Origin of the sequence: Sulfuricurvum sp. (assembly GCF_031427015.1) — a bacterium.
Classification (GTDB): Bacteria; Campylobacterota; Campylobacteria; order Campylobacterales; family Sulfurimonadaceae; genus Sulfuricurvum.
On sequence record NZ_JASJOW010000004.1, the window covers coordinates 95,950 to 108,629 of the forward strand.

At 42.1% G+C, this 12,680-nt stretch carries 10 protein-coding genes; 8 read left to right on the top strand and 2 right to left on the bottom strand.

Annotated features, from left to right (window positions below; genetic code table 11):
- Positions 1–357 carry a histidine triad nucleotide-binding protein gene (locus RMO68_RS09035; protein WP_310440418.1) on the bottom strand — a complete coding sequence of 119 codons (357 nt, stop codon included), beginning with the start codon at positions 355–357 and terminating at the stop codon, positions 1–3.
- Between the two features lie 159 nt (positions 358–516).
- On the opposite strand from RMO68_RS09035, the gene pheS reads away from it, so the two are divergent.
- The 7 genes from pheS to RMO68_RS09070 all read left to right on the top strand — a co-directional run bounded on the left by pheS (position 517) and on the right by RMO68_RS09070 (position 9,318).
- Positions 517–1,509, top strand: a complete 993-nt coding sequence (gene pheS / locus RMO68_RS09040; RefSeq protein WP_310440419.1) for a phenylalanine--tRNA ligase subunit alpha — start codon at positions 517–519, stop codon at positions 1,507–1,509.
- The gene (pheT, locus tag RMO68_RS09045) at positions 1,506–3,836 is read left to right on the top strand and encodes a phenylalanine--tRNA ligase subunit beta (protein ID WP_310440420.1); all 2,331 of its coding nucleotides are present in this window, start codon (positions 1,506–1,508) and stop codon (positions 3,834–3,836) included. The genes pheS and pheT overlap by 4 nt, the downstream gene beginning before the upstream one ends.
- A complete protein-coding gene (gene aroA, locus RMO68_RS09050; RefSeq protein WP_310440421.1) occupies positions 3,833–5,110 on the top strand; it encodes a 3-phosphoshikimate 1-carboxyvinyltransferase in 1,278 nt (425 codons plus the stop codon). The genes pheT and aroA overlap by 4 nt, the downstream gene beginning before the upstream one ends.
- The gene (locus RMO68_RS09055; protein ID WP_310440422.1) at positions 5,107–5,937 is read left to right on the top strand and encodes a 4-hydroxy-3-methylbut-2-enyl diphosphate reductase; all 831 of its coding nucleotides are present in this window, start codon (positions 5,107–5,109) and stop codon (positions 5,935–5,937) included. The genes aroA and RMO68_RS09055 overlap by 4 nt, the downstream gene beginning before the upstream one ends.
- Positions 5,938–6,059: 122 nt before the next feature.
- Positions 6,060–7,259, top strand: a complete 1,200-nt coding sequence (locus RMO68_RS09060; protein WP_310440423.1) for a hypothetical protein — start codon at positions 6,060–6,062, stop codon at positions 7,257–7,259.
- A 13-nt stretch (positions 7,260–7,272) separates the two neighbouring features.
- On the top strand, positions 7,273–8,844 hold the full coding sequence (locus RMO68_RS09065; RefSeq protein WP_310440424.1) for a transporter substrate-binding domain-containing protein: 1,572 nt from the start codon (positions 7,273–7,275) through the stop codon (positions 8,842–8,844).
- Between the two features lie 36 nt (positions 8,845–8,880).
- Positions 8,881–9,318, top strand: coding sequence for a hemerythrin family protein (locus RMO68_RS09070; protein WP_310440425.1), 438 nt, complete (start codon positions 8,881–8,883; stop codon positions 9,316–9,318).
- Here the strand turns inward: RMO68_RS09070 and RMO68_RS09075 are convergent.
- Positions 9,315–10,001 (bottom strand): response regulator transcription factor, encoded by a 687-nt coding sequence (locus tag RMO68_RS09075; RefSeq protein WP_310440426.1) that lies wholly within the window; start codon positions 9,999–10,001, stop codon positions 9,315–9,317. The two genes, RMO68_RS09070 and RMO68_RS09075, sit on opposite strands and share 4 nt — an antisense overlap.
- 149 nt (positions 10,002–10,150) lie before the next feature.
- Between RMO68_RS09075 and RMO68_RS09080 the strand changes: the two genes are divergently transcribed.
- Positions 10,151–12,679, top strand: coding sequence for a filamentous hemagglutinin N-terminal domain-containing protein (locus tag RMO68_RS09080; RefSeq protein WP_310440427.1), 2,529 nt, complete (start codon positions 10,151–10,153; stop codon positions 12,677–12,679).
- The last annotated feature ends 1 nt before the right edge of the window (position 12,680 follow it).

Genomic DNA, 12,680 nt, shown 5'->3' on the forward strand with positions numbered 1-12,680 from the left:
TTAAAAGAAATCCTTAGGATCAGCATCGGCAAAATGGCCCCATTTGAGCTTCGCTCCGCCGAGGATATGAAAATGGAGATGTCCTACCTCTTGACCACCGTTTTCTCCAATATTACTGATAATTCGGTATCCGCTCTCGTCAATTCCGCATGCTTTTGCTACCTCTTGCATAAACGTTGCCATTCTCCCCATAACATCCCCGGGAATATCGTTAAAACTTTGATAATGGGCTTTCGGAATCGCTAAAACGTGAACGGGAGCTTTCGGATTGATATCATGAAACGCATAAAATTCTTCATTTTCAGCAACGGTATTTGAGGGAATTTCTTTGTTAATAATTTTACAGAAAATGCACATACGAAACCTCTTTTTTAATGCTATTGTAGCACATGGTTTGTCCCTTGAAGCTAATTATAAAAGAGTTTTGACTACAATATACTCTAAATTGAAAGCACTTTCAGAAATAATGTTAACATGTTTTAAAGCTTTCAGAAAACCATCAATGGAGACTCTATTTTGCAAGAGTGGTATGACGCTATAAAATCGGCCGATACGATTGATAAAATCGAAGAGATACGGATCGCCGTTTTCGGAAAAAAAGGGATAATGAACGCAGAGTTTGCCCGTATGAAAGATGTTCCCGATGCGGAAAAAGGGGCATTTGCAAAAGAGCTCAATATCCACAAAGAGGGATTGAATGCTTTATTGCTCGATCGCAAACTTTTTTTAGCGATGGAACATTTACAAGAGACGATGAAATCAGAAGCGATTGATGTCAGTTTGTATTCGCCCAGCAGTGAGCGCGGATCGCTTCACCCCGTTATGGAGACGATGGATCGAATCGTAGAATACTTTGTCGCCATGAATTTTTCGGTACAAACGGGACCGATGGTAGAAGATGATTTTCACAATTTTGAAGCGTTAAATCTCCCTAAATACCATCCTGCCCGTGATATGCAGGATACTTTTTATTTCAAAGACTCGATGCTGTTGCGTACCCATACCTCTCCGGTACAGATCCGAACGATGCTCTTAACGAAACCTCCGATTCGGATGATCGCTCCGGGTGCGGTATTTCGACGTGACTATGATATTACCCATACACCGATGTTTCATCAGGTTGAGGGGTTGGTGGTTGAAGAGGCGGGGAAAGTCTCTTTTGCCAACTTAAAATTTATCCTCGAAGATTTTCTGAAAACGATGTTCGGAGATGTCGAAGTCCGTTTTCGACCGAGCTTTTTCCCGTTTACGGAGCCATCAGCCGAAGTCGATATCAGCTGTATTTTCTGCGGCGGGGACGGGTGCCGTGTTTGTTCGAAAACCGGATGGCTCGAAGTCCTCGGATGCGGGATTGTTGATCCGAATGTTTTTAAAGCGGTCGGCTATGAGAATGTCAGCGGTTACGCCTTCGGTTTAGGGGTTGAGCGGTTTGCGATGCTCATCCACCGAATCGGTGATTTACGCTCTTTGTTTGAGGGAGATACGAGATTATTGGAGCAGTTTAGATGATCGTAACAAAAAATTGGTTAAACGAATGGATCGATCTTAGTGAAGTAAGCACGGAGCAGTTGCTTAAAACATTAAATTCGATTGGTTTGGAAGTAGATCGGCATGATGTCATCCGTGTGGCTGAGGGTGTTGTAATCGGTTATGTCGAAGCATGTGAAAAACATCCTGATGCCGATAAACTCAATGTATGTCAAGTCAATATCGGGAATGAAGTACGTCAAATCGTATGCGGGGCTTCGAATGTTCGTGAGGGGATTTATATTGCCTTGGCTACGGTAGGTGCAGAACTTCCGGGCGGTCTTACAATCAAAGAGGCAAAACTCCGAGGTGTTGATTCTCACGGTATGATTTGTTCATCAAAAGAGATCGGGTTGCCAAGCACAGGTGAGGGGATTATGATCCTCGATGAAAGCATCGGTGAATTGGTACGTGGAAAAAATCTTAATGAATATGCTGTTTTTAATGATGATATTATTGAAATTGAGCTCACCGCCAATCGCGGCGATTGTTTAAGTATTCACGGTATTGCACGTGATCTACGTGCCGCATTGGCACGTCCTCTTCGAGAAAAAAATGTTAAAGATGAGCAAGAGGGGCGTTTGGGCATCGGGCGGATCTTACAGTTGCAACATACTGAAACATTCAGTAGTGATCTTTTGTTCGGTGCGGTAGAGGTTAAAGAGCTGCGTGTCCCTTTAATTATTGCGCTTCGTTTGGCCATTATTGAGCAAGTGTACACCACCGCAGTCGATGCGTTGTTATTTTATGCGACGCAAAGTACCGGAGTTATTCTACGAGCCTATCCGTTTAATAAATTCGGTGACGGTGAGAATAAAGGGATAATTACCCTTGAAAATGATGAAAACGGATATGCCTCTTTATACGGGAAAGAGAAAGTCTCTGTTATCGGTGTTTCTCAAGAAAAAGAGTCTCATTTTACCGCACTTGAAGGACTGGCTATCATAGAAGCGAGCTACATCGCTCCCGATGTGATCGCTAAAAAAATGGGAGAGAAAAAAATTCCGAGCTGTCCTCATTATTACCGTACATCACGCGGAAGTGAACCGAAAATAGAGATCGGTATCCGCTATGCGGCAGAATTATTTGAAAAGTATTCCCCTTCACAAGTTTACGGCGGAAATATTGAGCTAAGCACAACGTATGAACCTCGAATTATCAGTATGGACGAAGCGGAGTTTGAATCGTTTATCGGTCTTAAGATTGATAAAACCCGTATAACTCAAATCTTTAAAAATCTAGGGATGGATTTGGGTAAAACCAAAGGGTCTAATTTTGCGATTTCCGTCCCTAAATTTCGCCACGATATTGTGAATAAACAAGATATTGTTGAAGAGATTGTTCGTATTGTCGGAATTGATAATATCCCCTCAAAACCGCTCGTTTTTGCGGAAGCGAATCAAATGAGCAAGGATTTATCCGAATATAAAAAGAGCCGTATGTACCGACATCGCGCGGCTCAAAGCGGATTTTACGAAGCTGTTCATTTCGTTTTTAACGAACGTGTACAGGTTGAGAAATTTGGATTTGGGTGTACGGATGTTTCTAAAGAGCTTTTAAACCCGATCACGGCAACATTTGACACGCTTCGTCCGACATTATTGGTAGGACTTTTGAATTCCGCCTCCGCCAATGTGAAAGTGAATCAAAAGAAAATTGCTCTGTTTGAAACAGGGATGGTTTTTGATACGAATCGTAATGAATCTAAACGCTTTGGATTTATTGTTTCAGGTCCGCTAGAGGGTGATAAAATTGCGAATGCAGGCAAACCTTCGGTTATCGATTTTAGTACTTTTACACAATTGATAGCGGATATAGTCGGATCATTTGAATTGGTACAGCATACGCCGTTGCATTCTTTGGCTCACCCTTATGTATGTGCAAAAGTGATGATTAACGGTGAGGAGGCAGGGGAAATTTTCCGTCTTCATCCGTCGGTAGAAGAGGAATTTGATCTCTCTCAAACATTTATGTGTGAACTTAAAACCGATTCCCTTCCGTATGGGCTCGTTGAAGCTCAACCCTATTCAAAATATCAGGCATCATTTAGAGATTTGAGTATTTTGATTGCTAAATCGGTGACGTATGAGAGTATTAAAGCGGTTGTTGAAAAACATGCATCGGTACAAATTAGACGGTTCTATCCGGTAGATCGTTATGTTTCGGAGAGTTTGGGTGATCAAATGAGCTTAACCCTCCGTTTTGTCCTCCAATCCGATGAAAAAACACTTGAGGAAGAGGATATCAATGCCGCGATGGAGTGGATACTCAGCGGTCTTCGTGATGAGTTGGGGGCAGGTTTGCGATGATGTCTGCCAAGGTTTATCCCGCAAAAGCGTTCGGGTTTAAAAGTGATTCAATAGCGCCGGATAAATCGATCTCTCATCGCTCGGCTATGTTCGCGATTTTGGCGGAAGGCGAGAGCCGAATTGAGAATTTTCTCCGTGCCGAAGATACCCTTAATACCCTTAACATTGTAGGCCATTTAGGTGCTGAAATTACGGATGACGGTTCGGTTATCACGATTCGTTCACATGGAATACAAGAGAGCTCCGAAATTCTCGATTGCGGTAATTCGGGGACGGGGATGAGACTGTTTTGCGGACTTCTTAGTTCAGCAGAGGGGCACTTTATCCTCACGGGAGATGAATACCTTAAACGTCGACCGATGAAACGGGTAACTCAACCTTTGCGCTCTATCGGAGCCAAACTCGATGGACGTAATAACGGTGACCTTGCCCCTTTATCGATTCGGGGAGCATCGCTAAAAGCGTTCGACTATACCTCTCCTATCGCTTCGGCACAGGTCAAAAGTGCGATGATGCTTGCCGCTCTTCGCTCAAACGGCGTGTGTACATTTAAAGAACCGGAACTTAGCCGTGACCATACGGAACGGATGTTGCGCGGAATGGGTGCCCGTGTTGAGATTAACGGATTAGAAACGAAGATTTGGCCGTTGGAGAAACCTCTTCAACCTCTTCATATTCGTGTTCCCGCTGATCCCTCTAGCGCTTTTTTCTTTGCGGTAGCGGCGGCGATTACTCCGGAGTCTTCGGCCATTATCGAAGGGGTTACCCTTAATCCGACCCGTATCGAAGCGTTTAAAGTATTGGAACGGATGGGGGCTAAAATCACCTATTCATTAGAAGATGAGCGGTATGAACCGATCGGTACTATTACCGTCGAGTATGCTCCTCTAAAAGCGGTCACGGTAGAAGAGAATATCGCGTGGCTCATTGATGAACTTCCGGCACTCTCCATCGCTATGGCGTGTGCTGAGGGGAAAAGCGTTATTAAAAATGCCGAAGAGTTACGGGTCAAAGAGTCCGACCGTATTAAAACGGTTGTTGATAATCTGAATCTTTGCGGGATTGAGACTGAAGAGTATTCGGATGGTTATGCGGTAAAGGGCGGAGAGTTAAAATCGGCTGTAGTGAACAGTTACGGAGACCATCGCATCGCAATGAGTTTTTTAATAGCAGGACTTAAATGCGGCATGAAAGTGGAAGATGTCGAGTGTATCAACACCTCATTTCCTAACTTTTTTGAACTTTTGGGAATGTGCGGCAAGGTTGAGAAATGAAAATCGAGTTGGCGGAGAGTTACGGGTTTTGTTTTGGAGTGAAGCGGGCGATTAAAATCGCCGAAGATAATCGAAACTCGGCGACGTACGGACCGCTTATCCATAATGCCAATGAGATTGATCGATTAAAAAACGATTTTAATGTTGCTTTGAGTGAAAATCTCGATACCTTCAAAGCGGGTGATATTGCCGTTATTCGTACGCACGGTATCCCCAAACAAGAGTTGACCTTATTGCATGAGCGTAAAGTCAATGTTGTGGATGCGACTTGTCCGTATGTGACCAAACCGCAACAAATTTGTGAAGAGATGAGCTCTCAAGGGTATGATATCGTCATTTTCGGCGATGAGACCCACCCTGAAATTAAAGGGGTAAAAAGCTATGCCAAAGAGCATGTTTATGTTGTCAACAGCCCCGATGAGATTGATCTTTTGCGGTTGCGGGAAAAAGTAGCGACGGTAGCACAAACCACCCGTAAGGTAGAAGAGTATCAGCAAATCGTCGGAAAATTGATGGCAACGCATAAAGAGGTACGGGTTTTTAATACGATTTGCAATGCAACGTTCGATAACCAAGATGCCGTACGAAAATTGGCACAGCAAGCCGATGTGATGATTGTTATCGGCGGTAAAAACTCTTCAAACACCAAACAACTTCATTCGATTGCTAAAGAGTATTGTCCGGACAGTTATCATATTGAGAGCCAAGAAGATTTGCAAGCCGAATGGTTTTCGGGTAAAAATTTTTGCGGTATCAGTGCAGGAGCCTCTACCCCTGATTGGATCATTAATGATGTTATTACAGCGATCAAGAGGATAGCGAACTGATTCGTCGTCTAAGACCACCCCCCACTTTTCTCCTTCTCTATGCTTTATTTTTTTCATTGTGCGGAGGGGATGAATTTTTAAATGCTATGGAAAATAGCACAATATCGGGCTATGGGAAAATGATGTACATCCACGATGATCGGCTTGCTCCGAAGCTCGATCAGTCTACCTTCGGCATTGGAGGGAAGCTTGCAGTCGAATCGGGTGATTGGTATGGGTTAAAAGTAAAAGCCGCTTATTACGTGACTAACGATTTAGGCCTTCGAAGTTCAAATCCGAAAAAAACCGATGCCTATATTTTCGATGTGGATAAGAGACCTTATTCAATACTTGGTGAAGCCTCTCTCGAATATAAAAATGGTGTTTCTACACTCTTATTCGGCCGACAGGAGATTGATACCCCTATTGTTTCTACGTATGACTATCGTATTATCCCCAACCTTTTCGAAGCGTATACTTATACCAACACGGCTATTCCCAATACAGCTATCACTTTGTCTTATATAACTAAAATGTCGGGTCTTGATGGATTAGTGAGTTTTAAACATTTTGAGAGCATGTCACAGCAAACGTATACCTCTTTGGCTATGAGTGACTTGAATACGGTAGATTCAAATGACGGCGACACGTTAGATATTTCAAAAATATCCGGTGATCAAGGGGTTTTGATGAGCGGAATCACATATGAAAACAGTGTCAAAATACAAGGGTGGAATTATTACTGCAATGATGTTCTCAATGAGTTTTATGTTGATCTGGCCTATCCTTATACTATCAATAGTGATTTAGATGCGATATTTGAAATCCAAGGATATGCCGTAAGAGAAATAGGGCGTTTTCAAAACTTTCTTCAAAATTTCGGTTTGAATGGATCGTATGAATTGTTTGGAAGCAAAATATCTTTGGAGAATAAAAATTTAGGGCTTACCACTTCGGTAGCCTATAATTTTTTCACGGGAGACGCAAAAACGGTTACCGCATTTGGAAACTGGGGAGGATATCCCGAGTATGTAGCCGTTCCGTATATGTTTGCGCAGGATACTTCGGTCTCCGCTCTCGCCAAAAGTCAAATGGGAAAAATAAATCTTAAGGTTGATTTAGCGAAAGTCGGATTAGCAAATCATACGATGATTGCCGGATATTCGATCATTGATTTAGATGAGCAGATTATGCCTCAAAGTGATATTAAACTCATTAATCTCATCTACAAAGCAAAAGTCAATAATGCTTTAAACCTGAAAGGGCAGTATGAGATACGCAGTAGCGATAACTATCGCTATGCAAACGATATGCTCACCCTCTCTTTGACGTACAAATTTTAACTGAGGCAAATGTATGAAATATAGATTGATACTTTTTTTCACAACGGTGTTATATGCTAATGTAAATGCTTCAGATACGAAGATATCGCTTACAGCCGCAGAACAAAATTATCTCAAAGAGAAGCAAGAGATTACGATGTGTGTCGATCCTGATTGGGAACCGTTTGAGGTTATCGATAAAAATGGAGAGCACGTTGGAATTGCCGCTGATCTGATTCAGTTGGCAGCTAAACGTGCGGGGATAAAGATCAAACTAATTCCAACCATGACATGGGATGATACCCTTACCCTTTCCAAATCTAAAAAATGCGACATTCTCAGTTTCGTCAATCAAACGCCTGAACGGGAAAAATGGCTTATTTTTACCCAGCCGCTCCTTATTGATCCAAATATTTTGATTACACGAGAAGAGCATCCCTTTATCGCCGATTTAAATGGGCTGGATAGAGAGAGTGTCGTCCTTCCGTCGGGAACTGCAGTATTGGAGAGGATGAGCAAAGATTTTAAAAATCTTAAATTTATTTCGGTTGTTTCTGAAGCTGATGCGATGGAGATGGTCTCCGAAAGAAAAGCGGATATGACGGTTAGGTCATTGATCGTCGCTGCGTATGTGATTAAAAAAGAGGGGTGGTTTAATCTCAAAATCTCAGGTCAACCGCAAGGATATGAGAACAAACTACGTATCGGCGTACTCCAAGAGGAGAAAATTTTGCGGGATATTTTAGACAAAGGAATTAGCACTATCACCCCGATTGAGCGTGAAGCGATTATCAACAAACATACGGGGCTTGTTGTTAAAGAGGGAGTTGATACCAAGACGGTGACCCTGATTGTTTTAGGATTATTGGGGGTGGTTGGATTGATTGCTCTATGGAATTATCTGCTTCGAAAAAAAGTGCGTTTGGAGGTGATAAAAAATCTTCAGATTAAAGATCAACTCTATCAGAAAGCAAAACAGGCTGAAATCGGTAACTTGATCGCTAATATTTCACATCAGTGGCGAGAACCCCTCTCGAAACTCAGCTCCGTTAACCTCCTTACCATTGCCAAGATCAGAACAGGGCAATCGATAGAAAATGAGTGGCTTTTAGAACAGTCTCAAAAAGTTGAAAATACGATTGAGTTCATGTCACACACTATGCAGAACTTTTTGGAATTTTACAAACAAAGCAGTGTAAAAAGCGATTTTTCTGCGCTTGAATCGATACAAAACTCTATCTCCATCATTGAAACAAAAATTCTCGATTTCGGTATTCACGTGATGATAGAAGGTGAGGATGTCGTACTGTATGGGGTAAAAAACGAGTGGATGCAGATTTGGCTTAACCTTTTAAACAATACTATTCAGGTTTTTTCAGAGCGAAATATTGAAAATCCGACGATACGTATCGAAATGAACCAAAATCAAATTATATTTTGTGATAACGGCGGTGGAATGGACTCTTCAGTAGAACATAGCGGACTTGGGCACCAGATGTGTAATGAGATTGCAAGTAAATATGGAGCTCGTTTGGAGTTGAATAACATAGATGGCGGTTTATGCATAACAGTTTTTTTGCGATCTGTTTGCGATATAGATAGGTAATAATAGTGAATATTATTTGAATTAGGGATCAACGTTATGGCAACAGGATTAGAGTGGAGCGAAGAATATCGACTCGGAATTTGCGGGATAGATCGTCAGCATGAACATCTTTTTGAGATTGTGGGACGGATTGCGGCACTCGATGCGCTCACTTCGAGTAAAGAGGAACTTGGTACGATTTTAGGAGAATTGAGCCGCTATATGAGTGAACATTTTAAAGATGAAGAAGCTTATATGCGTCGAATCGGCTTTCCTGAATACGAGGAGCACCGAAAGCTCCACCTTGAAATTATTGAGTTTGTTAATACTTCGGTGACTTCCTCACCGACACTGGCGATGATTCGGAGTAAACTCAAATTTATTATCAAAAAAGCACTGATCGATCATATTGTGATCGAAGATATGAAGTATAAACTTTATGGTGCGACCCTAAAAGAAGAATGTCTTGATGATTGTACGGTTGAACTTAGTTAGAGTTTGAACCGATACCCCAAATCCGGAATGGTATAGATAAACGTTTTTCCAAAACGTCTCCGAATCCGGAGGATAAAATTGGTTATGGCCGAATCGCTCATCTCCTCAAATTCCCATACCGCTGCGTGTATCATCTCTTTTGTAATGATTCGATCACGGTTGTGAGCGATTAGTTCTATAAAGAGAGCCTCTTTTTTATTAAGGACAAAAGCCACTCCCTCTTTTTCGAGTGTTTTTGTCTCGATATTGAAAACCCAGTTCTCTTTTAGTGTGATTTGTGGGTTTTGTGTGAGAAAGATTGCCTCACTGCACAGTCGTAATGCATTTATCAATTCATCATATTTGATCGGTTTAAGGAGATATGCTGTTAGTTTTAGCGGAATAGCCTGAAATAAAAAATCTTCATCTTTATGTCCTGATAAAACGATGATTGGAGTATGTATGTTGTTTGCACGAAAATTTTGGATGAAATCAAGTCCGTTCTCTTTTTTGAGCTTGATATCACTGATAATAATATCGATCGGGAAGTTTCGCACTATCGTTTCACCTTCTTCAATCGTAGAAGCATGGTAAACATTTTTTACAAAAACATCAAACAGTACGATGGTATTTTTTGCAAATTCGATATTGTCCTCTAAAAAAAGGATCGATTTATCTTTGAGTCGTTCGAGAAGTTCTGCCATGCACCTATCCAAAGTATAACAATTATTATTGCAACACTTTAGCACATTCATATCGTATTCATATCGCAAAAATTTAGAAAATAATGCGATATGAATGCGATTTCAAAATGAGATAATAATCGTATCGATATTTTCCAAAAGGATGAATGATGAAGTATATCCCCGATTTCAGTACCCGCTTTCGGATTCTCAAAGGGGGAAAAGTTTCTCTTGTCGTTTCGGTACTTGTAGCCGGAAGTACGATGAGTTTCGCTGCTCCTACCGGAGGGACGGTAACGACCGGTTCAGCGTCTATCGCCCAAAGCGGATCTGTCACAACCATCAATCAATCCACGCACAACGCTTCCATTAACTGGAATAGTTTTAGCATCGCTCCGAGTGAAACGGTGAACTTTATACAGCCCTCATCTTCATCAATTACTCTTAACCGTGTAATAGGAACAACACCCTCATTGATCCAAGGGGCAATGAACGCGAACGGTCAAGTATTTCTTCTCAACCCTAACGGAGTATTGTTCGCTAACGGGTCGCAGATTAATGTCGGAGGGCTCGTCGCTTCAACATTGAATATCACCGATCAAAACTTCCAAGCAGGTAACTACGTCTTCGAAGGGAACTCCCAAAATTCTATTATCAATATGGGGACCATCACAGCTAGTAATGGTGGCTATGTTTCAATGATCGGCAAACACGTAGCCAATGAGGGAACCATTATTGCCACCATGGGAAACGTTCAAATGGCATCAGGTGAGAAAATCACCCTCAACCTAAACGGTAATTCTCTCGTTAAACTCACGATTGACCAAGGAACTTTCAATGCCCTTGTCGAGAATAAAGGGCTTATCAAAGCCGATGGGGGTCAAGTCCATCTCACTACTCAAGCACTTAATTCTATCCTTGACGGTATGGTAAATAATACAGGGATTATTGAAGCGCAAAGTATCGATGATCTTAAAGGGGAAGTGATCCTTTTCGCTCACGGCGGAACGGCGAATATCGGCGGAACCATTGATGCAAGCGGCGGATTTGTAGAGACGTCGGGGAAAGAGTTTAATTTTATATCAGGTTCAGATATTCAAGCGGCGCAATGGTTGATCGATCCGGTCAATATTATCATTGATGCAGGACTGGCATCGGCTATCGGAACGGCTTTGAATACAGGTGATGTTACCATTACGACGGATGGTAGTAATACACCTGATACCCTCAGCGGGCAAAGTGCCGGTAGTGGAGATATCACCGTCAACAGTGCAATTACTAAAAATTCAGGAACGAAAACCAAACTAACTCTCGCGGCTGAAAGAGATATTTCAATCAATGCGGCTATTTCCGGTTCTAGCGGCAGCCCTCTCGATATTGTACTGGCTTCTCGATACCACGGAGGAACTTTAGGTGGTGTATATGTTGGTGCTAATTTAAAAAGTTATGGTGGAGATATTACCATAGGAGGAGGAAACATCAATGCAGGTGATTTTGCAATTGCACACTCCTCTACGCCATACGGTGATAATATAGCGGGTGTCTTTATCGGTCAAGCAATTATAGACTCAACAGGCGATGGTAGTGGCAGTGCAAATAACACTCTGCCAACGGCTACAACGGGTGGTAATATTACTATAAGAGGCAAAGGCGACACAAATAACGCACATCAGTTTAACAATGGAGTTTATTTTTATATTAACAAAACAATAGGTGTTGTAACAGGAGGAAATGGCGCCATCTATATTGAGGGGCATGGGGGTAAGGCTAATGCCCATTTTTGGGATGTCGGCGCTGTAGGTGTAAACTGGGAATCCTCTAATACGTATATTAAAGCCAATAGTGGGGATGTCACGATTAAAGGTTATGCCGGTACTGTAGCCGATAGGTATGGGATTTCATCAGGAAATACTTTTATCGGCACGGGTGGATATCTTGATATTGAGGGTGATTCGTATATGCTAAGAGGAGGCACGTTAAGTCTTAATGTTGGCGGTAGTGGTGATATCAAAGCACCACTCCTTGGTTCTGGAACATACACCCTAGCAAAAACCGGTGCAGGAGTACTAAATATTTCTAGTGATGCAGAAACTTGGCATAACAACAAACCATCAGGTACGACAGATACCTTAAGCGTTGGAACTTTTACTGATACAACCAATTCAGTCAATTTAGTAAACCTAACTCGGTCTCAAGCTTTGTATGCATATAGCACAGTTCCAACTACGAATACAGTTACACAATCAGCTGCTACTCCATTAGGTTCACCCACACCTACACCGGTAACTCAAACCCAAACGACGAATACAGCCGTTCAAAACCAAATCAATAACGTAGTCACGACGATTGTAAACTCGACTACGGTTACACCGATCGTCATGGCTCCGGTAGTACCACAGCAACAAATGCAGACACAGGCACAGAACAACGCATTGCTTCAAACGATCATACCGCAAGGTTCAACTAACGGCGGATCATTCGGACTTGTAGGGTCAACGGACGGTATATCAGCGGTACAAACGGTAAGCATGGAACAGTTACAAAAAGCTTCCGATGGACAAGGTGTCAATGAAATACGTGTGCCGCTAGCGAACAACAGTATGGTCGAATTGGTTAACGGCGGGGTGAATCTTCCATCGGGTGTGAGTCAAGAGTTTTATGTTGTCGATAATACCGCTAATTCAAAAATAAAGAACTAAG

Coding starts and splice junctions, on each gene's coding strand:
- RMO68_RS09035 (WP_310440418.1), bottom strand. CDS start 357: ATGTGCATTTTCTGTAAAATTATTAACAAAGAAATTCCCTCAAATACC.
- pheT (WP_310440420.1), top strand. CDS start 1,506: ATGATCGTAACAAAAAATTGGTTAAACGAATGGATCGATCTTAGTGAA.
- aroA (WP_310440421.1), top strand. CDS start 3,833: ATGATGTCTGCCAAGGTTTATCCCGCAAAAGCGTTCGGGTTTAAAAGT.
- RMO68_RS09055 (WP_310440422.1), top strand. CDS start 5,107: ATGAAAATCGAGTTGGCGGAGAGTTACGGGTTTTGTTTTGGAGTGAAG.
- RMO68_RS09060 (WP_310440423.1), top strand. CDS start 6,060: ATGTACATCCACGATGATCGGCTTGCTCCGAAGCTCGATCAGTCTACC.
- RMO68_RS09065 (WP_310440424.1), top strand. CDS start 7,273: ATGAAATATAGATTGATACTTTTTTTCACAACGGTGTTATATGCTAAT.
- RMO68_RS09070 (WP_310440425.1), top strand. CDS start 8,881: ATGGCAACAGGATTAGAGTGGAGCGAAGAATATCGACTCGGAATTTGC.
- RMO68_RS09075 (WP_310440426.1), bottom strand. CDS start 10,001: ATGGCAGAACTTCTCGAACGACTCAAAGATAAATCGATCCTTTTTTTA.
- RMO68_RS09080 (WP_310440427.1), top strand. CDS start 10,151: ATGAAGTATATCCCCGATTTCAGTACCCGCTTTCGGATTCTCAAAGGG.